This is a genomic window from Aquimarina sp. AD10 (assembly GCF_003443715.1).
GTDB classification, from domain to species: Bacteria; Bacteroidota; Bacteroidia; order Flavobacteriales; family Flavobacteriaceae; genus Aquimarina; species Aquimarina aggregata.
Genome location: NZ_CP031965.1, coordinates 460,001 through 483,015, shown reverse-complemented (window position 1 = coordinate 483,015; position 23,015 = coordinate 460,001). Strand labels below are relative to the sequence as shown.

Below are 23,015 nucleotides of genomic sequence, written 5' to 3'. Positions count from 1 at the left end.
AACAAACCAGCCCCAACAATAAGGTAATCATACTTTTTATTAGCCACTCTTACTATTTTAAGTTATTTTCAAACGTATTTTAAGGTACTTCATAGATCATCTCTTATTTCATCATTCACCTTCTAGATTAAATAATGGTCAAAGCTAATACTTTATAATGATTTACCTAAATCAAATTGTAATTGCCATAATTATCTTAACAATAAATGTTCTCAAAAAATAAAATGTATGTATCTTTCCTACCAGAAATGTGACTATAATTATGATAGGGTATTATATCTCAAGAAATTACAAATCTCTTTTTAACGCAGCCGGAAAAGCAAAAACCGATTGTGAATTTGTTTTACAAGAAATGGGCTTTAAAAACCTGGGGTTTAAGCAATCATCTATTCCTAATTCTGCAATGGGAACGATTAAAAATTTCTTCGGAATTACCATGGCATTATTTCGGTTGCCATTTAAAAGTGTTTTATGTACGCAATACCCTTTGAACAAATTCAGAAAATATGTTTTATTTATCGCTCATTTAAAGCGATGCAAAATTATCACCATTGTCCATGATGTAAGATACCTAAAAGGCAGAACTGGCAGTGCCGATAAGGAATTAAAAAAAATCATCACTTCTGATGCAATTATTGTTCATAATCCTGCGATGAAAGATTGGTTTGTTTCCCAAAATGTGCAAATACCGATAATTGTTCTAGGTATATTTGACTATACTTTAACTAAAGGATTACCTGCACAAAATAACAATAACACAGGTCAACAACCATATGAAATAGTATATGCCGGTGGTTTTGGAGATGGTAAAAATTCTTATATTTTTGACCTTGACACTCTTGCCAAGAATAACTTTAAAATGAAACTTTATGGCTTAGGTTTTGATCACAATAAGCTTAAAGTAAATAAAGAAGAATCAATATTATCTTATGAAGGTGCTTTTCCATCAGATGTAGTTGCGTATCATATTGAAGGATCATTCGGATTAGTATGGGACGGCAACTCTACAGAAGAATGTAGTGGGCAATATGGACAATATTTAAAATTTAACAACCCGCACAAAACTTCACTCTACATCTTATGTGGACTTCCGGTTATCGTATGGGAGAAAGCAGCAATTGGCAAATTTATAATGGAAAATAAATTAGGATTAACCATTTCTAATTTAAAAGATTTAAGTGAGAAATTAGAGAACTTATCTCCTGAAGAATATCAAACCATGAAAAATAACGTAAATCAAGTAAGATCTAAAATAATATCAGGAGGTTATTTAAATAATGCAGTTAATGAAGCTTTACAGAGCATCTAACTTCAAAAAAAATAAGTAGATTTATACTTTGTGTATAAAAAATCATCCACACAACCGTCTATGCGTGCAATTACACTTTTATTTATATCTAGTTTGACTTTTTGTTATGGACAAAAAGATGTCACTAAAGATTATTTCATGAACCCCCTTGATATACCTATGGTTGTATCTGGTACATTTGGTGAGTTACGATCTAACCATTTTCATTCTGGATTAGATATGAAAACCAATGGCGAAGAGGGTTTGAATGTTTATGCAGCAGCAGATGGAAGAATCAGTAGAATAAAAATTTCTCATGGGGGATATGGTAAAGCTCTCTATGTTGTGCACCCCAACGGCTATACTACCGTATATGCTCATTTAAAAAAATTCGCTCCAGAAATTGAAGATTTTGTAAAAGAAAAACAGTATGCCAAAGAATCCTATGAGATAGAACTTTTTCCTAAATCCAATTCTTTGTTACTTAAAAAAGGAGACATTATAGCATATAGTGGAAATACCGGAGGTAGTTCTGGGCCTCATCTTCATTTTGAAATCAGAGATACAAGGTCCCGCCCTATGAACCCAATGAATTTTGGAATCGAAGTAAAGGATACTAGAAAACCAATTGTAAAAGGTCTTTGGGCATATACTCTAGATAAAAACGCACATGTAAATGGGCATCAAAAAACATTTCAACTTAAATTGTCACCCAATGAAAATGGAACTTTTATAGCTGAAAATATAGAAGCGCTAGGTAAAATTGGATTTGGCGTTTCAACAATAGACAAACAAGATCTCGCCAACAACAATAATGGTGTATATCAGATTACCACAGAAATTAATGGACAAGAAAATCTAAAACTAGAAATGAATCGTTTTTCTTTTTCAGAAACTCGATATGCTAATAGACTAATAGATTACTCGTACTACAAAAAGAACCGCACTAGAATTAGTAAATTGTTTGTTGAAAAAAACAACCCTTTAACGGTCTATAAAACCAAATCAAATAATGGTTTTCTAAATATAGAAGATAGTCTTTCTTATAATTATAAAATTCATATTAAAGATTTTAAAAATAATACCACTACGATCGAAGTTCCTATACTAGGTAAACACTCCTCTTCTATTATAAAAAAAGAAAAAAATATAACACCAAATCTTGCAACTACTTCAGAGAATTATACATTTAATTCAGGTATTGTTGACCTACTCATACCGAAAGGAAGTTTATATGATGATACATATTTGGATTTGTCTGTCACAGGAGAAATTGCGCACATACATAACGACCAAACTCCGCTTCACAAAAATATGACTTTAGTTTTTGATGTTTCACATTATAAAGAAGAGGATAAAAAAAAGTTGTATATCGGTCGTATGTATAATAATGACAAAATTTCATATTCAAGGACTTCAAAAAAAGGAAGTCGATTCTCTACTCGAACTCGTACATTCGGGAAATATTCTTTATTTACAGATACGCAAAAACCAACAATTGTTCCGATAAATGTTTCAAGTAAAAAATGGATTTCTAAAGCAACACATTTAAAAGTAAAAATCAATGATTCAGAATCTGGTATTAAAAGTTATAGAGGTACTCTTAATGGGAAGTTTATCCTTATGGAGTATGATTACAAAACAGGAATGTTAATTTATGACTTTAACGATGATATTATTTCAGATTCAGAAAATAATTTTAAACTTGTTGTGTTAGATAATCTAGATAATAGAGCAACATTCGAAACGACATTCTATAGAAAACCTTAAATACTCTTAATTCTTGAAAAATCAATTTTTCCTTTTTCTGATCCCATTACTCTTTGCGAGCATTTATTCAACAGCACAAACGGCCACACTAAAAGGGGTTGTTTTAGATGAAAATAATACACCTATAGCAGGAGCAAACATATCTTATGATAACTCTGGTACACAATCCGACAAAAATGGTGTTTATGAATTAACTATACCTGCAAATCAAGAGATTCAAGTAAATATTTCACATATAAGCTTAAAAAACCTTCGATTCATCATCAAACTTGATGAAAATCAAGAATATGAACTTAATCCGGTTTTAAAAACAAGTATAGAACAAATAAGTGAAGTCGTTATATCCGGTAGGGAAAGAAAAACGGTACAAGGAATCACTATTTTAGACCCAGAAACTATACGAGCTACACCTTCTGCAAATGCAGGTGTCGAGGGTTTACTTAAAAGTTTACCTGGGGTAAGTTCTAATAATGAATTAAGTACTCAATATGTGGTAAGAGGTGGTAATTTTGATGAAAATCTTGTTTATGTTAACGAAATTGAAGTATACAGGCCTTTTCTAATTAGATCTGGACAACAAGAAGGACTAAGCTTTGTTAATACTGATCTGGTTCGTAATGTTGATTTTTCTGCAGGAGGGTTTCAATCTAAATATGGAGATAAACTATCATCTGTGCTTGACATTACGTACAAAAGACCTACAAAACTAGGAGCTACAGCAGATTTAAGCTTGTTAGGAGCAAGTGTATCTGCCGGAGGTATATCTAAAAGTAAAAAGTTAGCAGCTATTATCGGTTTAAGATATAGAGACAATAGTTTATTGGTAAACTCCCGAAATACTGAAGTTAATTTTAAACCTAGTTTTGCGGATATTCAGACATATATATCTTACAATGTTACAGATAAATTTGAATTAGGTTTTTTAGGAAATTTGGCTTTAAACACATACGACTACGAACCATTAACTGAACAGGTAAATTTTGGTACCTTACAATTTGTACAAGCATTAACGGTTTCATATCAAGGTCAAGAAAATGATAAGTACGAAACTTATTTTGGAGCACTTAAAGGAACGTATAGACCTAACGAAAATCTAACCTTAAAGTTTATAGCATCTGCTTATCAAACCCAAGAGCAAGAGCATTTTGATATTTTTGCAAATTATGCACTAGGAACAGTAAACACGGATATTGGAAGTGAAAATGTAGGAGAAATCGAATTTAGTGAAGGAGTAGGTTCACAATTAACGCATGCTCGTAATGATTTGGATGCTGTAATTGTAAATGCAGAACATAAAGGAACTTATATTCAGGATCAACATCAGTTTGATTGGGGTATCAAATATACTTCTGAAGATATTAGAGATCGTTTAGAGGAATTCGAGATTATCGACTCTGCTGGTTTCTCATTGCGACCTATTATTCTAGATATTCGAAATGATGAACCTCGTACTCCTTTTGCCTCTCCTATTGTACCTTTCGAGAGTGTAAGAGCTATTAATAATGCCAAAATTGATCGAATTTCAGGATATGCACAATACAACCTACGTTCTTCTATTAACGATCATGAGATTTGGACAAATATAGGAGTTCGAGCACACAACTGGAATATTTCGGGACCTACTGTAGAGAGTAGTGATTCTCAAATAGTATTTAGCCCGCGTGCACAATTTGCCATAAAACCAAATTGGAAACAAAATATGATTTTTAGACTGTCAGGAGGATGGTATCATCAACCGCCATTTTACAGAGAGCTACGAAATCAATTTGGAGTTGTAGTTCCCGAAGTCAAAGCACAGCAATCTATCCACGCAGTACTTGGCCATGATTATAGTTTTAAACTTTGGAAACGCCCTTTCGTTCTGTCATCAGAAGGGTATTATAAAAAACTAACAGATGTAAACCCATATACTATCGAAAATGTTAGAATACGGTATCGTGCTAATAATAATGCTGAAGCATTTGCCTATGGCTTAGATTTACGTCTGAATGGTGAATTTGTTCCAGGAACTGAAAGCTGGGTAAGTATTGGTTATTTAAAAACCGAAGAAAATATAGATAATCGAGGTTACATCCCAAGACCAACAGATCAGCGTTTAAAAGTTGGTGTCCTTTTTCAGGACTACGTTCCTACTATACCAAGCCTAAAAATGTATTTAAACATGGTATATCAAACAGGGTTACCTAGTGGTTCGCCCGGTTTTGCAGATCCATATGATTTTGCAGATCAATCAAGACTAAGAGATTATCGAAGAGCTGATTTAGGAATTTCATATATTGTAGTAGATAGTGACAAACGATTATCCCAAGGAAGTTTCTTTAACAATTTTAAAGAATTAAGCCTTGGTTTTGTAATTTATAACCTATTTGATTCTCAAAATGCTATAACAAATACATTTGTGCGTGATGCATCTAGTCAGCAGCAATTTGCTGTTCCTAATTTTTTAACTCCTCGCGTATTCAATGTACGTCTAGGAATGAAATTTTAATATTTCTATTCATTCATAAATTTCTTTAATACATCAACAACATAATCTATTTCATCTTTGGTGTTGTATTTTGAAAAAGAAAAACGAACAGATGGTTTTTCTAAATCCTCAGGAGATAAAATCTCGGTTAACACATGCGACCCTTTACTACTGCCACTTTGGCAAGCACTACCTTTAGAACAAGCAATTCCATTAATATCTAAATGAAATAATAATATCCCTGCTTTTTCTTGAGAAACTGGTAAACAAACATTAATTAAAGTATACGTACTGTAATCATGATCACAACAACTAGCATTAAATTTAACTCCAGGAATATCTTTTTTTAATACATCTATGAAATATTTTTTTAAGTCTAATACATAAGCCTTTTCTTCGTCTAGGTTTTCGTAGGCCAGACGCAGCGCTTCATCCATTCCTGCAATATTATGAACACTTTCTGTACCCGCGCGATACCCTCTCTCCTGTTCTCCTCCAAAAATCAAAGGTTTTAATCCAGAATTTTTTCTAATATATGCGAAACCAACCCCTTTTGGACCATGAAATTTATGTGCACTTACTGCTGTAAAATCTACATTTAGTTCATTTAGTTTTACTTCTAAATGCCCAATAGATTGTACCATATCACTATGAAAAAGGGCATCATGTGTTTTACACAAATCACCTACTCTATCAATATCTAATAAAGTACCAACTTCATTATTAACGTGCATAAGACTAACTAAAGCCTTTTCTTGAGAACTATTTAATAACGTTTCTAAATGAGTATAGTCAATAGCACCTTTTTCTGTAATATTTACATAACTTACCTCTACTCCTGTAAAAGACTCTATTTCCTGTACAGTATGTAAAACTGCATGATGTTCTATTTTAGAAGTAATAATGTGTTTTACTCCTAAATCACGAACAGCACTATGTAGTACCAAATTATCCGCTTCTGTACCTCCTGAAGTAAAAATAATCTCTGATGCCCTAACACCTAAATAATTAGCGATATTTTTACGAGCTTGTTCGATATGATTCTTGGCAGAACGACCAAAACCATGAGTCGAAGAAGGGTTTCCAAAATCTTCTTCCAAAACTGATACCATTTTGGTAATAACCTCTGGTCTTACCTTTGTTGTTGCGGCACTATCAAAATAAACTTTTTGCATAAAAATCAAATAATTAGAAGCTTAATAAGAAAAATAAAAGGTATTCATAACAACGAATTGAATCTATTACAATATTCGTAATTTTTATGGTTACAAAAATAGTTAATTGAAATTATTTTAGAGCACATACGTTATAATCTTTCAATTACTTTATTTTTGTCAAATAATGTTAAAAAATACATTGATAAAAACATTTTATATTTTCTTTCGTCTTTAGAATGAAAGTATGTAATGTCTAGTCTAATAATTCATAAATTTTGAACGTGTGAAAAAGTTGTTTTTTCTTATTTTTTCTTTAGTATCTATAGTCTCATGTGATGACGGAGACATTATTGTCACCAGTTTTGAGTTTGACGATGTGGCTCTTCAAGTTTGTAGCGGAGCAGAAGAAAACGAATTTGTGTTTTTTAAAATTAATCCTACAAATAATGAAGCAATATCCTTTAATTTTATAGGAGCATATCAAGAAAATGTTGTTTCGGAAATGCCTATAAATATAGACTTAGCTACAGGAGAATCTAATGGTTTAATTTACAGAAAATTTAATGTTACCGTTACAAGTGATTACTATTGTGCAAATATACCTTCTAGCTCAATAAGAGTAACAGATGAGCTTATCGCTACTTCTGGAAATGCAGCAATCACAACTGAAATTGTCGCTGAAGATGATCAAGATGGTGTAGATCCTATAGAAGAATCAGGTGGAATTGATCCCACTGCAGATATCGATGGTAATGGAATACCAAATTACCAAGACAGTAAAAATAATGGAAGTGGCACTGCTCCCTCTTGTCCAGATGTAAATGATGATGGCATTTGTGATACCCTAGAAAAAATATTTGATGCCGACGGAGATGGCTTACCTAACTTTAAAGATCAAGATGACGACAATGACAATGTACTAACTAGTGCCGAATTAGGAAATTTAACCGCAAATAATAATGTATTTCAGGATACGGATGGTGATATGATTCCAGATTATTTAGATGATGATGATGATGCTGATGGTATTCCAACTATTAATGAAGATCTAACCGTTAATGCAGATGGCTCTATAGGAAATAATAATCCCAGAGATGACGATAGTGACGAAGATGGTATTGATAATTATCTTGATGCTGATTCTACAGAAAGAAATGATACAGCTACTCCCAGTCTAGCTAACAGCACAGTAAGAACTACATTTAGAACCATAATCAGAATTACGAATATGATGTTTGATGGTAATGAACAAAATTTCGAAAACGATATTTTTGGAACAAGAGATGTTGAAGTAACTAGGAACCTATTAGAATAATAATCATAAAAACATGAAAAAATCATTTTACCTCTTTAGTTTAATTTTAATGATTATTGGTTGTAGTGAAGGTGACATAATTGAAAACAACATTAATTTTACTGCTCCATTACAAAACTGTTCTAATGGCGATAACTTTGTGATTTTTAAAATAGATAGTGCGATTAATCAGGCAATATCATTAAGTTTTACTAGTACTACTTTTGAACTCAATACAGTTCCTGCGGATATCACTGTACCCTTAACAATTCAATTAAACACCACAACCAACTTATTAATCTCAAGACAATTTGACACTGCAATTAATGCTACATATTTTTGCGCAAGTATACCACCTGCTAATGTTAACGTGACTCAAGAACTAATAAGTAATAACGGAACCTTATCTATAAACTACACTATAGCATCAGAAACGGATACTGAAATTGTTTATGATAGAAATTTTATGTTTTCTAGTGTTACTTTTGAAGGTGAAGATATAGAACTACGACAAGAAGTTTTCAATTTAGGAACTGATCAATTTACAATTCCAAAACCATAATACAAACGCACTATCTTGGATTTTGAATAATATAGATTTCCATCGCACCTAGACCGTATTTTTTATAATCCGCATCAGAAACTCTAACATTGTCGTATCTCCCAAATAAGTACTTTAATTCTTCTTTAAGCACCCCTTGACCAACTCCGTGAATAAAAATCACTTTAGGTATTCTTTTATGGATTGCAAAATCAAGCTGTCTCTTTGCGGTATCTAGTTGCAAAATAATCATATCATGATTTGCCATACCTTTAGTAGATTTTACTAGTTTATGAATATGTAAATCCACTTCCATAGCCGGTACACTTCTCTCTTTTGGTCGTTGAATTGGTCGTTTTGGTTTTTTCTTAAAGACATCTTTTTCCTGAAGGTTCTTATGTATTTCATCATAAGAAGGAATAACCATTTCTCCTGATTGAACCTTTACAACCTCTTTAATATGAAATGTCATATCAAAACCATCCTCAGTTTCAATAACCACCTCACTGTCTTTAATATTTAAAACCCTGCCAGTTATGGGTTCATCTAATACAGACACCATGTCTCCAATAGTAATCATACTTATTCTTCTTCAAAATATTCATCTTGAACGTGTTTGGTCTTAGAATTCACCTTAGAATTAACCATAAACACCCCCAACATTAATGCAATTACTCCTACAATTTGTATATAATAGTTCTTTGTACTTGTAGCTATTTCTGAGAGTAAAGCTATTGCTCCAATCGCAATTAGGACTACACTTATTATTTTTTTCATTTTTGAATAATTGATTTTGCAAAAGTATCAAATATTAGAATTTCTAGGTGAAAAACAGCAGAAATAACTTAATTATGTATATTGCACAAACGAAACAGAAAATTTTTGCCTTTGGAAAAGTATATGCTCCCTTGCTTAAACAAGAAACTATTTGGTGTTGATTGTTTAGGTTGTGGTATGCAAAGATCAATTTCTCTTCTATTTAAAGGAGAATTTATAGACGCATTTTACATGTATCCTGCGATATATCCTTTATTATTATCACTTATATTTATTGGTTTTAACTTTTTTGTACAATTTAAAAATGATTGGTACATTAAAGTGACCCTTATGATTTTAACTGCAGTTACTATGATTGTAAGTTATGTTGTAAAAATGAATTTAATTTTTAACTAATCAATTTAAATTATGGAAAAACAGACATTACCTAACTCTACCCTAATCTTAGTCTTTGGTATTCTATCTATTGTAGGATGTTGTTGTTATGGAATTTTAGGAATTATTTTTGCTATTATTGCTATTATTATGGCAAAAAAAGCTACTGCCCTGTATACTGAAAATCCAGAAATCTACTCTGGGTATCAAAACGTAAAAACAGGAAAAATACTAGCTATAATTGGATTAATTCTTAGTGCAATTAGTTTCATCTGGAGTATCTATGTGTTATCAACAGTAGGTTTAGATGGATATCAGCAAATGATTGAAGATTTTTCTCAAGGATATAGTAACGCACAATAGTTTGTTACACTAGTAAAAAATCCTGTCCATTTAAGACAGGATTTTTTATTTTAGAAGAAGTAGTATCATGAAAAGTTTTATTGATTTTCTTGAATCTAACTTATTATACTGCCCAACTAAACAGTTACTTGATATTAACTGTCTGGGTTGTGGTCTTCAGCGAAGTTTTATTCTCCTTCTAAAAGGAGATATTATATCATCTCTTTTAATGTACCCTGCTATATTACCCTTATTAATCATGATTGGGTATCTAATATTACATATCCTATTTAATTTTAAAAACGGGGCTAAAATATTAACCTATTTTTATATTTTAAATAGTATACTTATCATTGTAAATTATTTTATGAAACTCTACTAATATTTATGGAAATCAAGCAACAATTGCCAAATGCTACTTTAATTTTAATATTTGGAATCGCATCTATAGTAACCTGTTTTTGTTACGGGATTCTGGGGTTAATTTTTGGAATCATAGCATTAGTTCTTGCTAAAAAAGCCAAGGAAATATATCATGCAAATCCTGAATTATATACTGGATATGAAAATCTAAAAGCAGGTAGAATTTGTGCCATAGTGGGTACTATATTAAGTTCAATATACTTGCTTATTATTGCTGTGTATATCATCTTTTTAGGCGCTATGATGCCGTGGTCTGAAATTATAAATCAATAAAGATATTTTAATTACATAATATACAAAAAAAAGAAGCTCTTTTTAAGAGCTTCTTTTTTTGTATACTCTTCTCTTTTTTATATTCATAATTCTATCTCATAATTTGAGACGCTAACTTCGTAATCTTGCCATAAGAAATCAAAGTGCACAAAATGATATTCTTAAAATAATTATTAATTACGAACAAATTTTTATGGAAAATTTAGAAACAATTGGAGTACAGAAATTAGACTCTTTAGAAGTTAACAATATTAATGGTGGAGATTTTGGATTTTCAGCAGGTCTTGGTATTGCTGCAGCCATAGTTGGTTTTGTAGTAGCGTGGGATAAAGCAGTAGATGCAGTATACGATGCTGCATATGCAGCAGGCAACGGTATTGCAACAGAAATAATCAATTAATCTAAAAAAAAACAATTATGAAATTACAAAGTCTTAATCAAGAAGAACTTAACATTATTAATGGTGGAGATCTTATAGGAGCACTAAGAGAAGCTGGAAAATTACTAAAGTATGTAAGTTTAAGTCATGCCGCCCTTGTTGGTCTTGGAGAAGGTATCCTTGATGCAATAGAAGAAAATCAGCAATAAGATAATATTTGAAAAGTAAGGGAATTCTTGAATTGAGTTCCCTTACTTCTATTTAAAAACTATTCAAACTCTTTCAATGTATTTGTTATAATAGCTACACACTCTAATAATTGTTCTTTGTTCATTACTAAAGGAGGTGCAAAACGAATAATATTACCATGAGTAGGCTTTGCTAAAAGACCGTTTTCTTTAAGAGCTACACAAATATTCCAAGCAGTTTCACTCTCTTCATCATCATTTATTACAATAGCATTAAGTAATCCTTTTCCTCGTACAAGGTTCACTATTTTAGATCCTTCGATATATTTATTTAACTCAGATCTAAACAATTCTCCCAGAACAAAAGCATTTTCTGCTAACTTTTCATCTCTAACTACTTCTAAAGCAGCAATAGCAACTGCAGCTGCTACAGGATTACCACCAAAAGTACTTCCATGATTTCCTGGTTTGATAACCTTCATAATATGATCATCTGCCAATACTGCAGATACAGGATAAGCACCACCACTTAGTGCTTTACCTAATATCAGCACATCTGGTTTAACATTTGGAGTTCCCGAACAATTTTTATCAGAACAAGAACAATCACCACATGTGGCTAATAATCTACCAGTACGTGCAATACCCGTTTGCACTTCATCTGCTATAAAAAGTACATTATGTTTTTTACAAAGTGCCTTTGCTTTTTCTAAATAATCATCAGATGGAACATAAACACCCGCTTCTCCTTGTATAGGTTCTACTAAGAAACCTGCAACATTAGCATTATTTTCTAAAGCAACTTCTAAAGCATTAAGATTATCATATTCTATTTTAATGAATCCCGCAGTATAGGGACCAAAGTTTTTTCTGGCAATAGGGTCATTAGAAAATGAAATAATTGTGGTCGTTCTACCATGAAAGTTATTTTCACAAACTATAATTTGTGCTTCATTTTCAGAAATACCTTTTTCTTCGTACGCCCATTTTCTACAAATTTTTAAAGCTGTTTCTACAGCTTCTGCACCAGTGTTCATTGGTAATAATTTGTCAAAACCAAAATACTCACTGGCAAATTTCTCGTATTCTCCTAGTTTGTCATTGTAAAATGCTCTTGAGGTTAAAGTCAAAGTTTGTGCTTGGCTCGTCATAGCACCAACTATTTTTGGATGACAATGCCCTTGATTCACTGCAGAATATGCACTTAAAAAATCATAATACTTTTTTCCTTCTACATCCCAAACATATACACCTTCTCCTTTGTTTAAAACAACGGGTAGTGGGTGATAGTTATGTGCCCCGTACTTGTCTTCTAATTCAATTGAATGTTGTGATGACTTTTTCTCTAAAATTGCCATTATTCACGTATTAAAATAAAACTTTACAATTCCTACTTTGATTCAATAACTCAGGAGAGAAATCATCCTAATGAAGTTAGCCGCAAAGTACTAAATATAAGTTTCTCCTTAAAATCTTATTCAGGTATTTTTCCGGACAAAGATGAGATTTGAAGTTCCAGCCTTTTAATTTCTCTCAATAGGGCATTTTTATCCATTTGCATCCAAGAAAATAATTTTATCATTATCATGAATGTAATACAAACAAATCCAGCTGCAAACCATTTAATTAACATATCCGTAGTATTTGTATTCAAAAATTGAACAATGCAATAAATAAGAGTAATAAATGCTACTATATTTACTATATTCATAACGACAATTAACCATCGATTTTTTGTTTTAAATAACCCTCCTATCATTTCTAAAAGGTTTTGCTCATCTAACTCATCATAAAATTTTGCTTCTTCGCGAGAGAGCGTTTCTTTTATTAATCGATCAATATCTTCCATTTTATTTTTCATGATTTTTACTTTTTAAAATTGACTTTAATTTTTCTCTAGCAGTAAACAAACGAGATTTAATCGTTCCTGTTGAAACGCCCATAATTTCACTTATCTGTCTTACACTATACTCTTCTGTATAAAAAAGGTTTAATACTTGCTGTTGGGTATTAGGTAGTTTATTTATAGCTTTTCGTAAAACTATAATAGCTTCTTGAGTATCATTTTCGGTAATATCATTTACCACATTATTACAATAATGTGTATAGTTTCTTAACCTTTCTTGTTCTTTGTTTTGTTTTCGTAACCAATCAATAGCTTTTCTATTTACAATCATTAATGCCCAACTCCCAAAACTATTAGGATCCTTTAACATCTCTATTTTTAAAAGAATGACACGCCAACTCTCTTGTGCAATATCTTTTGACACCTCTATATCTTTAGTATACCAATATGCCTGTTTACATAATTTTGCATGCCATCTTTTAACAAGAATTGCGAATGCTTTTTTACTTCCGGATTGGTATCGTAATACCAACAAAGAATCATATGTTTTATTGGTGTTGATCATTAGGTCCTTTATACTATAGACGTTACTATTTTAAATAGGTTCATTTTTTATATTTCTTTTGTAAGATATGTTCAATAATTAAGTGCAATACGTTTTCTATTCTTATTTTTGCGCTATGGCAAGAAAAAATCGAAGACAAATCTTTGAAAATATCGAAGTGATTGATGCAGGCGCTAAAGGTAAAAGTATAGCTAAAGCTCCTGACGGAAAAGTAATATTTATTAATAATGCAGTCCCTGGAGATGTTGTAGATATTCAAACTACAAAAAAAAGGAAATCTTTTTACGAAGGCTCAGCAACCGTATTTCATAAACAATCTGAAAAACGCGTTGCTCCTAAATGTGAACATTTTGGAACTTGTGGTGGCTGTAAGTGGCAGTTTATGGGGTATGAACATCAACTTGGTTACAAACAACAAGAAGTTATAAATAATCTTACGCGACTGGGTAAAATCGAATTACCAGAGGTTACATCGATACTAGGATCATCAGAGCAGTTTTTCTATAGAAATAAAATGGAATTCTCATTTAGTGATAGTCGTTGGCTAACCTTAGAAGAAATCCAAAGCGATACTCAAATTGAAAATCGTAATGCCCTGGGATTTCATATGCCTGGTATGTGGGATAAGATTCTAAATATCGATCAATGTCACTTACAAGCTGATCCTAGCAATGCTATTAGAAATAGTGTAAATGAATTTGCAACAAAAAACGAACTTGCATTTTATAACCCAAGAAAACAGGAAGGTCTTTTAAGAACACTAATGATAAGAAACTCTTCTATAGGAGAAATAATGGTTCTTGTACAGTTTTTTAAAGAAGATATTGAAAAACGTACGCTTTTATTAGATTATCTCGCTCAAGAATTCCCTGAAATTACATCTTTACAATACGTTGTAAACCCTAAAGGCAATGATACTATTTACGATCAAGAAGTTATTTGCTACAAAGGAAAAGATTATATCGAAGAAGAAATGGAAGGATTGCGATTTAGAATTAATGCCAAATCTTTTTACCAAACAAATTCTAAACAAGCGTACGAGTTATATAAGGTTACCCGAGATTTTGCCCAACTAACTGGTGAAGAATTAGTATATGATTTATACACTGGTACTGGGACCATTGCCCAATTTGTGGCCAAAAAAGCAAAAAAAGTAATTGGTGTAGAAGCAGTTCCTGAAGCTATAGAAAATGCAAAAGAGAACGCAAAAAATAATCATATTAGTAATGTAGAGTTTTATGTTGGTGATATGAAAAAAGTATTTACAAAAGATTTTATTACCCAACATGGACAACCAGAAGTGGTGATTACAGATCCGCCAAGAGATGGAATGCATAAAGACGTTGTTGCACAACTATTAAACATTTCGCCCAACAAAATTGTTTATGTAAGTTGTAATAGTGCAACACAGGCACGTGATTTGGCGTTATTAGATGAGACATACAAAGTTACTAAAGTGCAACCTGTAGATATGTTCCCGCAAACATATCATGTAGAAAATGTAGTACTATTAGAAAAAAGATAATGCATGAAACTATTTAAAAACCTGTTTGTTTGTGTTGGTATTATGATTATGATCAACCTTAACTATAGTTGTGAGCGAGATGATATCTGTACAGGAGATGGTACTACTCCATTTCTAATTATCAAATTTATAGATGATGATACCCAAACTGAAATCAAAACGCCTTCAGAGTTAGAGGTGAGAGCTCTTGGAGATCTTGGTGAAGGTATAGATCCTGTTTTTCCATTACCCACTTTAACAGATTCTATTTTTATTCCCTTACGAACAGACATGACCACTACAGGCTATGAATTTGTAATCAATTCTATTACAACAAATGATGGTACCACTCCCGTTCCTTCAAACTCAGATACTATTAATTTTACGTATACCACAGATGATGAATATGTAAGTAGTGCATGCGGATTTAAAGTTAATTTTAGAGATTTCGATGGAGATTTGGTTATTGAAACAGGAGGCGCCAATTGGATTAAAAATATTACAATACAAACAGAAGACGTAACAAATGAAACAGAAGCACATATACTTATTTTTCATTAATATACTTTTTACTTGTCTAATTCAAGCACAAGATGAGCCAAAAAAGATTTCTCCTAGAGATACTTTGCCTCCGTCAGAAAAGTATGGACTTAGAGTTGGTGCAGATATTGGTCGACTTATAAGAACAGCTGCTGAAGATGAGTATAAAGGTTTCGAAATTGTAGGAGACTACAGAATTTCCAAAAAGTTTTTTATTGCTGCAGAGATCGGAAACGAATCTTTATTACGAGAAGAAGATAATGTAAATGCAGAAGGTTCTGGTAGTTACATAAGAATTGGTGCTGATTATAATAGTTATAGTAATTGGTACGGGATGCAAAACAGTATATATGCAGGTTTGCGTTATGGCTTTTCAACCTTTGATCAAACACTAAACGAGTACGCTGTTTTTACAGGAACCAATTTTTTTGGTGAAAATAGAATTACGGATAGTATTTCTGAAGATGGTTTAACAGCCAGTTGGATAGAATTAGTAGTAGGTATTAAAGCAGAACTTTTTGCAAATTTGTATTTAGGAATTAATGTATCCCTAAGAAGTATGGTCAGCGAAAAAACTCCAGAAAGGTTTGACAATCTCTACATTCCTGGATTTGGAAAAACGAACGACATAAATAGTATAGGTGTAGGCTATGGGTATTCGTTAAGTTATCTAATTCCATTTTTTAAAAGGAAGAACTAACCTACTATTCGCTAAACTATTTATTTTGAAATTTTGCTTTTTTGCTACCTGCGTACATCTCATATTTTACCAAGCGAGATTCAAGTTTACCGTTAAATACTTTTATCTTTCGAGAAGGTCTTAACCCTACATGTTTAAGAGCTTCTAAATTTCCTGTTATAAACCATGCATTAGTTCCTGGGTAACTCTTTTTTAACGTATCCCCTATTTGAGAGTAAAACTCTTCTATATTAATTTCTAATCGCTCATCATATGGTGGGTTAAATATCATATGTAATGGTCCTTCTACTTCTTTATTGCTTTCAAAAAAATCTCCTTCTTTGATTTTTATAAAATCAGTAAGGTTGGCATTTTCTACATTTACATTCGCTTTTCTTACTGCAGAGTATTCCCTATCCATCCCAATAATAGAATGGTTAAATTCTCTGGTTTTATTAAGACATGCTTCTTCAATTTTCTCAAACAAATCCATATCCCAATCTAACCATTTCTCGAAAGCAAACTCTTTACGATTAAGATTCGCAGGGATATTACATGCAATCATAGCCGCTTCTATAGCCATAGTACCACTACCACACATAGGGTCCAAAAAGTCACATTGCCCATCCCATCCCGAAAGTAATAGCAACCCTGCTGCTAAAACTTCATTAATAGGTGCAATATTAGTTGCTGTTCGATATCCTCTATGATGCAATGACCCACCTGAACTATCTAAGGATACTGTGCACATGTCATTCTGAATATGAACATCTATAGCAAGATCAGGATGATCAAGTTCTATACTAGGTCTTTCTCCCGTTCTTTCTCTAAATTGATCGACAATAGCATCCTTAGTTTTTAAGGATATATAGTGCGAGTGACTAAAAATAGTTGAATTAACAGTAGCATGAATTGCAAAAGTATCATGGTTACTTAGATACTCCTCCCATTTTGTACGTTGAATAAAATTATATAAATCTTTTTCATTTCGTACTCTTCCAGAAGTTATTGGTTTTAGTATTTTAATTGCAGTTCTTAAACATAAGTTCGCTTTATACATAAACCCTGTATCACCATAAAAACTAACCATTCGGTTGCCTATCTGTACTTTTTGAGCTCCTAAATGCCTAAGTTCTCTAGCAAGGACTTCTTCAAAACCGAAAAGGGTTTTGGCTACCATTTTAAATGAATTGTTCACTATTTATTGATTCAAAGTAAAGTGGTTTACAAATTTTATAATTGGTACTGTAAAAAGTGTAAACTTCTTCTGTAATTAAACCGCAAAAATACATTAATTTTGCGCCTTATGCTAAAAGATTCAAAAATGTGGTATGCATCATGGTTTGACACACCATACTATCATATACTATATAAAGACAGAAATGACATTGAGGCTAGGAGTTTTATGGATACCCTGACCAATTATCTTAGTCTAGAACAAGGAGAAAAAATTTTAGATCTTGCTTGTGGCAAAGGTCGCCATAGTATATATCTTAATACATTGGGGTATGATGTAACTGGAGTAGACCTTTCTAAAAACAGTATTGAGTATGCTTCTCAATATACTAACAAAACTCTAAGGTTTAAGGTACATGATATGTGCAAACCTTACAGTGAAAAGTTTTCTGCTGTTTTTAACTTATTTACTAGTTTTGGGTATTTTGATAAGGAAGAAGATAATCTAAATACTATTAAAGCTATTAAATCAGATCTTAACGATCATGGCTTTGGTGTAATAGATTTTATGAATTCAGAATATGTTATTGAAAATCTGGTTCCTGAAGAGGTAAAAGAAGTCAATGGCATTAAGTTTAAAATAAAACGATTCTTAGAAGACGGTTATATTTATAAAGAAATTAGATTTAATGACAATAATGAAGATTTCTTCTTTACCGAACGTGTTAAAGCTATTACCATGTCAGACTTTGAAAATTATTTCGACCAAGCCGACGTAAACCTACTGGATGTTTTTGGTGATTATCAATTACAAAAGTTTAACAAAAAGACTTCAACTAGACTTATACTGATATTTAAGTAGTGTATAATTATATTTTATCCATAGCAGCCGTTTTCATAGGAGCATTGATTGTTTTTATTTTCAAACCCTCTAATCAGAAAAATCTAAAACTACTATTAGCTTTTAGTGGTGCTTTTCTATTAGCGATCACAATTTTTAATTTACTACCGGAAGTTTTTGAAGACAACCCCTTTGCAAAACGAACTGGAGTATGGATAATGATTGGAGTTTTGTTACAAAAAATATTAGAGTATTTCTCTAAAGGAGCCGAACATGGTCATATTCATCTAAATAAAGAAACTAATCAACTTCCTACTGTACTTTTTATTAGCTTAGGCTTACATGCATTGTTAGAGGGATTCCCTATACATCATAATGATGGTGTCTTAGCTGGAATAATCATTCATAAAATTCCAATAGCGATGATTTTATCCACTTTTTTACTAAATACAAAAATAAAAAAGTCAGTCGTTATTATTACATTGGTTATTTTTGCATTAATGACTCCTTTAGGAACATTTATTAGTGAAAACTTTGAAGCTATTCTACAATATTATAGAGAAATAAATGCTTTGGTAATAGGAATATTTTTGCATGTCTCAACTACCATACTTTTTGAAAGTAATGAAGGGCATAAATTTAATATTACCAAACTGTTAGTTATTCTAGCAGCAACAGCCACCGCATATATTATTTAATATGTTTAGCAAGGACGAATCAAAACAAATACGTCAAGAATTCTGGACAAGTTTTGGCAAGGAATATCCAAAAAAATGGGTTCTGTACAACACCAAAATCAAAGATTTATCCTTAAAATTTACATTTACAACCAAAAAAGCTCTGGTATCTATAGACGTAGAACCGTATGATGAAATTATTAAAGAGTATTACTACGATAAACTAGTAAGTCTAAAAAATATATTAATTTCAGAATATATTTCTGACATTATTTATGATCAAAACTACCAATTGGATAACGAAAAAGTTATTTCACGTGTTTATGTCGTATTAGATAATGTAAGTATTCATAACAGGAATACCTGGGAGAAAACCATGCAATTTTTATCTCAAAACATGACAAAACTTGAAGAATTCTTTATTGAATATTCAGATTACATTAAAAGCTAAACAGTTTATTGAAAATTTAATTTTCATCTCTTCTTCATTTACAGTTCGTATATATTTATAAACAATAGATTATAAGATTACAAGTTGTCTATCATTTGGTAACACTAGATTTTGCTTTCCCTAACTCAAAAGAAGCTTAAATCCTACATTATTTACGTTAAAAATCTAAATATTACGGTTATTCATCATGTTTTTTATGTATTTTATCTAATATTTAATATTTTTTGAATATATTTACGTGCCCCAAATCTGAATTAAAAAATGAATAGTCTTAAAATTAAGAAGCATCATATATGCTTTATATGGATACATCTATTTTTTTCTATCACTACAGCTCAACAATATGAAGAAATGTCATTTTCTGAATTAGAAAGTGCAATTATTCATACCGAAGAACATCTAAATTCTATTGGAAGAGCGAATAGCCTTATGATTATTGAAACAATTATAGATGTTTCAGAAAAATTCAACACTAAACAAGAATATTACCTAAAAGGAAGTTTATACAATCTACTTGGCAAAGTTTACTTTTCATCAAAAGAATATAAATTAGCACTCGAAAACTACAAAATAGCTGATCTCTTTGTAAAAGAACTTAAGGGCTTTTCAGAATTGGCTATAGATATAAACAACAATATAGCATTAGTATATTTAAATGGATTTAATAAACCAGGACGAGCTCTTAAAAGAATAAAATATATCTATGAAAACTCTGAGGATTTAAATGATTATTCTCAACATATTCTTGAGTTAAATCTTGCTAATATCTATATAAAAACCAAACACTACAGAAAGGCCTATAAGTTGTTAGAAAAGTGCAAAAAATTCTTTAGTAGTAATCAACAACATGCATCAAAATTAGCAATCACGTATACTAGTTTTGGTGAATACTATGATGGTAATAGACATTATAGTCAAGCAATTAAATATTTTGAAGTAGCTGCGTCTATTGCCGAAAAAAATCAATTGTACCGTCAAGCGATGATTATTTATCAAAAATACGAAGAACTATTAATCAAAATAGGCAGAGAAGACAAAGCCTATGTTATTCTAAAAAAATACACTAAACATCATCAAACTGCACTTGAAAATGAAAAGCTAGAGGCAAATCAATTTAAAAAACAATTAATTGTAAGTGAAGAAAAAAATACTATTGAAACCCAAAAAGCACAACAATCCAAAACCATATCAATATTTACGCTTTCATTACTTTTATTATGTTTAATATTATTTTGTTTTTTTATCTATAATCATAAAAAAACAAAAGTACTTGGAGAATCATTAGCATTAAGAAATAAAGAACTTAAAATTTCGAAAGAAAAATCTGATCGCTTAGCTGCTGTAAAAACCAAATTTATATCTACCGTTAGTCACGAACTTAGAACACCTTTATATGGAGTAATAGGTTTGTCATCTATACTAATGGAAAGAATCCACGATGAAGAAAATCACAAATTTATTAAGCTCATGAAGTTTTCTGCAGACCATCTTCTGAATCTTATTAATGATGTACTTCAAGTCACTAAAATGGAGTCTTACGAAATAAGTCTAGATAAATCAACTTACAATATAAAAAGTCTAGCAGACGACATTAAAAATTCATTTGAGTATCAAGCTGAAAAAAACGGAAATACACTACATCTAAATTTTGACTCTTCTATTCCGACAATGCTAATAGGAGATTCTGTAAGGTTATCTCAAATTTTTATTAATCTTATTAGTAATGCTAATAAATTTACTCAAAATGGAAATATTTGGTTAAACTTTAAAAACCCTGTGATTACACAAAACAAAGTAGATATCACATTTGAAATAAGGGATGATGGAAGAGGAATTCCTGCGGATAAACAAGAAATAATATTTGAAAAATTTTCCCAGGCAAGTTCCAAAGACCATACTAACGGAACCGGTCTAGGGTTAAATATTGTAAAAAAATTAGTAAACCTACATGGAGGTGAGATTAAACTAAAAAGCGAATTAGGAAAAGGATCTACATTCTATTTCACTATTCCATTTGAAATTAATCAATCCAAAGAAGAAAAAATCGAAAAAGACGTTCCGCAAACTTTCATTTCCTTAAAAAATAATGAAGATTATAATATTCTAGTGGTTGAGGATAACAAAATAAACCAAATAGTAACACAAAACATTCTGAAAACTAGAGGTTATAGTTCTGAAATTGCAGATAATGGCCTTATTGCCATTGATATGGTAAAAAACAATACTTACGATCTTATTTTAATGGATCTCAACATGCCCAAAATGGGTGGTATTGAGTCAACAAAAAAAATAAGAGAATTTAATCTTGATATACCAATCATTGCTCTGACAGCCTCGGACACTAAAGATACTATAAATCAAATACTGAATCCTGATTCTGGTTTTAGTGATTATATGAGGAAGCCTTACAAAAAGGAAGAATTTTTTATAAAAATAGAATCCCTTATAACTACCACTATTTCTAAGGCTTCTTAAAAACTGAGTACACTAGTCTTTTTTGACCTATATACTCCTTACAAATCAAGTTTGTTTGTTGATATTTAAAATATCATATTCTTAATTATATTAACTATAATTTAAGTTTTTGTTATATTATTTGTTATTTTTAAGAATAATTAATACAAACTCAACACTTATGAAATTTCTTAAAAGGGCAATATCTCTATTGCTACTAGTATTCGCTTTTACAAAATGTACAACAAATTCTGTTAGCCCTGAGGCACAGGAAATAGGTATTGAACAACAAAACGAGGATGCATTTTATGGTAAAACCACTATTGATAACTCTGTAATATCATACTCTATAATTGCAAAATCAGAACTACTATTTAATGTTTCTTTAGTTATTAATAAAAAAGAAATTCAAGCCTCTGTAAACTTTGAAGATGAAAGTATTAGTATTAATGGTTACGATAATATATTAACAGAGCAAGAAAAAGACCATACACTTTTACTAGGTAAAACAATCGCAGATTATCTTTTAGATACAAAGGAAGGAGATATATCGATGGCAGAGTATACGCTCTTAAGTTTTCTGGAATACTGGTCCAAATCACCTAAAAATTATCAATATTCAAAAAGAAAGGTTACAACTCCCTTAAACACAACCAATCTTAAAAGTAGAAATGAAGGTATTACTTGTATAAAAAAGAACTCTTATGTTAATGCCGAATATGATGACTCAAGAGGAAATCATCGTGATAGAGTAAAAGTTGGAAGTAAGCCTAGAGCGAACTATGGATGTATGGGTAGATGTGGTGGTGATTGCGGTAGATGGTGGATTCCAAGTGCATGGACCAAAGATTGTATGGATCATGACCAATGCAGTAATGTAAACAATGCAAGTGGTGGCGGTAGTGATCGTAACTGTGGTGATGAGTTTAACGAAGCTGCCGATGATTACATTTTTGGAGTTATTCGAGGATGTAGAGGGTAAAATATATAATCAAAAATCATATAAAA

26 protein-coding genes are annotated in these 23,015 nt (G+C 31.3%); 19 read left to right on the top strand and 7 right to left on the bottom strand.

Annotated elements, in window-relative coordinates; all coding sequences use genetic code 11:
* Positions 1 to 262: 262 nt before the first annotated feature.
* From D1816_RS01760 to D1816_RS01750, 3 genes are read left to right on the top strand one after another with little or no spacing between them, the layout of a single operon-like run.
* Positions 263 to 1,309: a beta-1,6-galactofuranosyltransferase gene (locus tag D1816_RS01760; protein WP_118500939.1), complete on the top strand. Its 1,047-nt coding sequence runs from the start codon at positions 263 to 265 to the stop codon at positions 1,307 to 1,309.
* A 60-nt stretch (positions 1,310 to 1,369) separates the two neighbouring features.
* Positions 1,370 to 3,058 carry a M23 family metallopeptidase gene (locus D1816_RS01755; RefSeq protein ID WP_118500938.1) on the top strand — a complete coding sequence of 563 codons (1,689 nt, stop codon included), beginning with the start codon at positions 1,370 to 1,372 and terminating at the stop codon, positions 3,056 to 3,058.
* A gap of 13 nt (positions 3,059 to 3,071) precedes the next feature.
* A complete protein-coding gene (locus tag D1816_RS01750) occupies positions 3,072 to 5,546 on the top strand; it encodes a carboxypeptidase-like regulatory domain-containing protein (RefSeq protein WP_118500937.1) in 2,475 nt (824 codons plus the stop codon).
* 5 nt (positions 5,547 to 5,551) lie between these two features.
* Here D1816_RS01750 and D1816_RS01745 read toward each other — a convergent pair whose 3' ends face one another.
* On the bottom strand, positions 5,552 to 6,700 hold the full coding sequence (locus D1816_RS01745; protein WP_118500936.1) for a cysteine desulfurase family protein: 1,149 nt from the start codon (positions 6,698 to 6,700) through the stop codon (positions 5,552 to 5,554).
* A gap of 265 nt (positions 6,701 to 6,965) precedes the next feature.
* On the opposite strand from D1816_RS01745, the gene D1816_RS01740 reads away from it, so the two are divergent.
* Both D1816_RS01740 and D1816_RS01735 read left to right on the top strand, forming a co-directional pair.
* Positions 6,966 to 7,997: a hypothetical protein gene (locus tag D1816_RS01740; protein WP_118500935.1), complete on the top strand. Its 1,032-nt coding sequence runs from the start codon at positions 6,966 to 6,968 to the stop codon at positions 7,995 to 7,997.
* 13 nt (positions 7,998 to 8,010) lie between these two features.
* Positions 8,011 to 8,538 carry a hypothetical protein gene (locus tag D1816_RS01735; protein WP_120702460.1) on the top strand — a complete coding sequence of 176 codons (528 nt, stop codon included), beginning with the start codon at positions 8,011 to 8,013 and terminating at the stop codon, positions 8,536 to 8,538.
* Between the two features lie 10 nt (positions 8,539 to 8,548).
* Here D1816_RS01735 and D1816_RS01730 read toward each other — a convergent pair whose 3' ends face one another.
* Both D1816_RS01730 and D1816_RS01725 read right to left on the bottom strand, forming a co-directional pair.
* The gene (locus D1816_RS01730; RefSeq protein ID WP_118500933.1) at positions 8,549 to 9,097 is read right to left on the bottom strand and encodes a DNA mismatch repair protein MutS; all 549 of its coding nucleotides are present in this window, start codon (positions 9,095 to 9,097) and stop codon (positions 8,549 to 8,551) included.
* 2 nt (positions 9,098 to 9,099) lie between these two features.
* On the bottom strand, positions 9,100 to 9,294 hold the full coding sequence (locus D1816_RS01725; RefSeq protein ID WP_118500932.1) for a hypothetical protein: 195 nt from the start codon (positions 9,292 to 9,294) through the stop codon (positions 9,100 to 9,102).
* A gap of 123 nt (positions 9,295 to 9,417) precedes the next feature.
* On the opposite strand from D1816_RS01725, the gene D1816_RS01720 reads away from it, so the two are divergent.
* The 6 genes from D1816_RS01720 to D1816_RS25510 all read left to right on the top strand — a co-directional run bounded on the left by D1816_RS01720 (position 9,418) and on the right by D1816_RS25510 (position 11,295).
* Positions 9,418 to 9,690 carry a DUF2752 domain-containing protein gene (locus tag D1816_RS01720; protein WP_066313054.1) on the top strand — a complete coding sequence of 91 codons (273 nt, stop codon included), beginning with the start codon at positions 9,418 to 9,420 and terminating at the stop codon, positions 9,688 to 9,690.
* 12 nt (positions 9,691 to 9,702) lie between these two features.
* Positions 9,703 to 10,032, top strand: coding sequence for a CCC motif membrane protein (locus D1816_RS01715; RefSeq protein ID WP_066313056.1), 330 nt, complete (start codon positions 9,703 to 9,705; stop codon positions 10,030 to 10,032).
* A gap of 67 nt (positions 10,033 to 10,099) precedes the next feature.
* Entirely contained in the window at positions 10,100 to 10,393 is a 294-nt protein-coding gene (locus D1816_RS26255; RefSeq protein WP_118500931.1) for a DUF2752 domain-containing protein, read from the top strand.
* 5 nt (positions 10,394 to 10,398) lie between these two features.
* Positions 10,399 to 10,707 carry a CCC motif membrane protein gene (locus D1816_RS01705; protein ID WP_066313059.1) on the top strand — a complete coding sequence of 103 codons (309 nt, stop codon included), beginning with the start codon at positions 10,399 to 10,401 and terminating at the stop codon, positions 10,705 to 10,707.
* 193 nt (positions 10,708 to 10,900) lie between these two features.
* On the top strand, positions 10,901 to 11,107 hold the full coding sequence (locus D1816_RS01700; RefSeq protein WP_118500930.1) for a hypothetical protein: 207 nt from the start codon (positions 10,901 to 10,903) through the stop codon (positions 11,105 to 11,107).
* Between the two features lie 17 nt (positions 11,108 to 11,124).
* Positions 11,125 to 11,295 carry a hypothetical protein gene (locus D1816_RS25510; RefSeq protein ID WP_158597789.1) on the top strand — a complete coding sequence of 57 codons (171 nt, stop codon included), beginning with the start codon at positions 11,125 to 11,127 and terminating at the stop codon, positions 11,293 to 11,295.
* 59 nt (positions 11,296 to 11,354) lie between these two features.
* Here the strand turns inward: D1816_RS25510 and rocD are convergent, their stop codons facing one another.
* The 3 genes from rocD to D1816_RS01685 form a co-directional block, all read right to left on the bottom strand.
* Complete coding sequence (rocD, locus tag D1816_RS01695; protein WP_118500929.1) at positions 11,355 to 12,632, bottom strand: ornithine--oxo-acid transaminase; 1,278 nt, start codon at positions 12,630 to 12,632, stop codon at positions 11,355 to 11,357.
* A 116-nt stretch (positions 12,633 to 12,748) separates the two neighbouring features.
* Complete coding sequence (locus D1816_RS01690) at positions 12,749 to 13,135, bottom strand: DUF6768 family protein (RefSeq protein WP_118500928.1); 387 nt, start codon at positions 13,133 to 13,135, stop codon at positions 12,749 to 12,751.
* Positions 13,125 to 13,685 carry an RNA polymerase sigma factor gene (locus tag D1816_RS01685; protein ID WP_118500927.1) on the bottom strand — a complete coding sequence of 187 codons (561 nt, stop codon included), beginning with the start codon at positions 13,683 to 13,685 and terminating at the stop codon, positions 13,125 to 13,127. Before D1816_RS01685 ends, D1816_RS01690 begins: the two co-directional genes overlap by 11 nt.
* Before the next feature lie 115 nt (positions 13,686 to 13,800).
* On the opposite strand from D1816_RS01685, the gene rlmD reads away from it, so the two are divergent.
* The 3 genes from rlmD to D1816_RS01670 are packed head-to-tail and all read left to right on the top strand — an operon-like array spanning position 13,801 to position 16,429.
* Entirely contained in the window at positions 13,801 to 15,210 is a 1,410-nt protein-coding gene (gene rlmD / locus D1816_RS01680; protein WP_118500926.1) for a 23S rRNA (uracil(1939)-C(5))-methyltransferase RlmD, read from the top strand.
* A 3-nt stretch (positions 15,211 to 15,213) separates the two neighbouring features.
* Positions 15,214 to 15,750 (top strand): DUF6452 family protein, encoded by a 537-nt coding sequence (locus D1816_RS01675; RefSeq protein WP_118500925.1) that lies wholly within the window; start codon positions 15,214 to 15,216, stop codon positions 15,748 to 15,750.
* Positions 15,716 to 16,429, top strand: coding sequence for a DUF6048 family protein (locus D1816_RS01670; protein ID WP_066313076.1), 714 nt, complete (start codon positions 15,716 to 15,718; stop codon positions 16,427 to 16,429). The genes D1816_RS01675 and D1816_RS01670 overlap by 35 nt, the downstream gene beginning before the upstream one ends.
* Positions 16,430 to 16,445: 16 nt before the next feature.
* Here D1816_RS01670 and D1816_RS01665 read toward each other — a convergent pair whose 3' ends face one another.
* Positions 16,446 to 17,588 (bottom strand): class I SAM-dependent RNA methyltransferase, encoded by a 1,143-nt coding sequence (locus D1816_RS01665; protein WP_118500924.1) that lies wholly within the window; start codon positions 17,586 to 17,588, stop codon positions 16,446 to 16,448.
* 126 nt (positions 17,589 to 17,714) lie between these two features.
* Between D1816_RS01665 and D1816_RS01660 the strand changes: the two genes are divergently transcribed.
* The 5 genes from D1816_RS01660 to D1816_RS01640 all read left to right on the top strand — a co-directional run bounded on the left by D1816_RS01660 (position 17,715) and on the right by D1816_RS01640 (position 22,989).
* Positions 17,715 to 18,446, top strand: coding sequence for a bifunctional 2-polyprenyl-6-hydroxyphenol methylase/3-demethylubiquinol 3-O-methyltransferase UbiG (locus tag D1816_RS01660; protein WP_066313080.1), 732 nt, complete (start codon positions 17,715 to 17,717; stop codon positions 18,444 to 18,446).
* Positions 18,446 to 19,123 (top strand): ZIP family metal transporter, encoded by a 678-nt coding sequence (locus D1816_RS01655; RefSeq protein ID WP_066313083.1) that lies wholly within the window; start codon positions 18,446 to 18,448, stop codon positions 19,121 to 19,123. The genes D1816_RS01660 and D1816_RS01655 overlap by 1 nt, the downstream gene beginning before the upstream one ends.
* 1 nt (position 19,124) lies before the next feature.
* Positions 19,125 to 19,553: a DUF4268 domain-containing protein gene (locus D1816_RS01650; RefSeq protein WP_118500923.1), complete on the top strand. Its 429-nt coding sequence runs from the start codon at positions 19,125 to 19,127 to the stop codon at positions 19,551 to 19,553.
* A gap of 261 nt (positions 19,554 to 19,814) precedes the next feature.
* Positions 19,815 to 22,028, top strand: coding sequence for an ATP-binding protein (locus D1816_RS01645; protein ID WP_118500922.1), 2,214 nt, complete (start codon positions 19,815 to 19,817; stop codon positions 22,026 to 22,028).
* 160 nt (positions 22,029 to 22,188) lie between these two features.
* Positions 22,189 to 22,989: a hypothetical protein gene (locus D1816_RS01640; protein ID WP_066313091.1), complete on the top strand. Its 801-nt coding sequence runs from the start codon at positions 22,189 to 22,191 to the stop codon at positions 22,987 to 22,989.
* Positions 22,990 to 23,015 lie beyond the last annotated feature (26 nt).

What these genes read in the sequence shown, in the direction of transcription:
- D1816_RS01690 (WP_118500928.1), bottom strand. Translation starts at nt 13,135, where the DNA reads ATGAAAAATAAAATGGAAGATATTGATCGATTAATAAAAGAAACGCTC.
- D1816_RS01725 (WP_118500932.1), bottom strand. Translation starts at nt 9,294, where the DNA reads ATGAAAAAAATAATAAGTGTAGTCCTAATTGCGATTGGAGCAATAGCT.
- D1816_RS01665 (WP_118500924.1), bottom strand. Translation starts at nt 17,588, where the DNA reads ATGGTAGCCAAAACCCTTTTCGGTTTTGAAGAAGTCCTTGCTAGAGAA.
- D1816_RS01720 (WP_066313054.1), top strand. Translation starts at nt 9,418, where the DNA reads ATGCTCCCTTGCTTAAACAAGAAACTATTTGGTGTTGATTGTTTAGGT.
- D1816_RS01675 (WP_118500925.1), top strand. Translation starts at nt 15,214, where the DNA reads ATGAAACTATTTAAAAACCTGTTTGTTTGTGTTGGTATTATGATTATG.
- D1816_RS01670 (WP_066313076.1), top strand. Translation starts at nt 15,716, where the DNA reads ATGAAACAGAAGCACATATACTTATTTTTCATTAATATACTTTTTACT.
- rocD (WP_118500929.1), bottom strand. Translation starts at nt 12,632, where the DNA reads ATGGCAATTTTAGAGAAAAAGTCATCACAACATTCAATTGAATTAGAA.
- D1816_RS01760 (WP_118500939.1), top strand. Translation starts at nt 263, where the DNA reads ATGATAGGGTATTATATCTCAAGAAATTACAAATCTCTTTTTAACGCA.
- rlmD (WP_118500926.1), top strand. Translation starts at nt 13,801, where the DNA reads ATGGCAAGAAAAAATCGAAGACAAATCTTTGAAAATATCGAAGTGATT.
- D1816_RS01645 (WP_118500922.1), top strand. Translation starts at nt 19,815, where the DNA reads ATGAATAGTCTTAAAATTAAGAAGCATCATATATGCTTTATATGGATA.
- D1816_RS26255 (WP_118500931.1), top strand. Translation starts at nt 10,100, where the DNA reads ATGAAAAGTTTTATTGATTTTCTTGAATCTAACTTATTATACTGCCCA.
- D1816_RS01685 (WP_118500927.1), bottom strand. Translation starts at nt 13,685, where the DNA reads ATGATCAACACCAATAAAACATATGATTCTTTGTTGGTATTACGATAC.
- D1816_RS01745 (WP_118500936.1), bottom strand. Translation starts at nt 6,700, where the DNA reads ATGCAAAAAGTTTATTTTGATAGTGCCGCAACAACAAAGGTAAGACCA.
- D1816_RS01730 (WP_118500933.1), bottom strand. Translation starts at nt 9,097, where the DNA reads ATGATTACTATTGGAGACATGGTGTCTGTATTAGATGAACCCATAACT.
- D1816_RS01700 (WP_118500930.1), top strand. Translation starts at nt 10,901, where the DNA reads ATGGAAAATTTAGAAACAATTGGAGTACAGAAATTAGACTCTTTAGAA.
- D1816_RS01735 (WP_120702460.1), top strand. Translation starts at nt 8,011, where the DNA reads ATGAAAAAATCATTTTACCTCTTTAGTTTAATTTTAATGATTATTGGT.
- D1816_RS25510 (WP_158597789.1), top strand. Translation starts at nt 11,125, where the DNA reads ATGAAATTACAAAGTCTTAATCAAGAAGAACTTAACATTATTAATGGT.
- D1816_RS01650 (WP_118500923.1), top strand. Translation starts at nt 19,125, where the DNA reads ATGTTTAGCAAGGACGAATCAAAACAAATACGTCAAGAATTCTGGACA.
- D1816_RS01660 (WP_066313080.1), top strand. Translation starts at nt 17,715, where the DNA reads ATGCTAAAAGATTCAAAAATGTGGTATGCATCATGGTTTGACACACCA.
- D1816_RS01705 (WP_066313059.1), top strand. Translation starts at nt 10,399, where the DNA reads ATGGAAATCAAGCAACAATTGCCAAATGCTACTTTAATTTTAATATTT.
- D1816_RS01640 (WP_066313091.1), top strand. Translation starts at nt 22,189, where the DNA reads ATGAAATTTCTTAAAAGGGCAATATCTCTATTGCTACTAGTATTCGCT.
- D1816_RS01755 (WP_118500938.1), top strand. Translation starts at nt 1,370, where the DNA reads ATGCGTGCAATTACACTTTTATTTATATCTAGTTTGACTTTTTGTTAT.
- D1816_RS01715 (WP_066313056.1), top strand. Translation starts at nt 9,703, where the DNA reads ATGGAAAAACAGACATTACCTAACTCTACCCTAATCTTAGTCTTTGGT.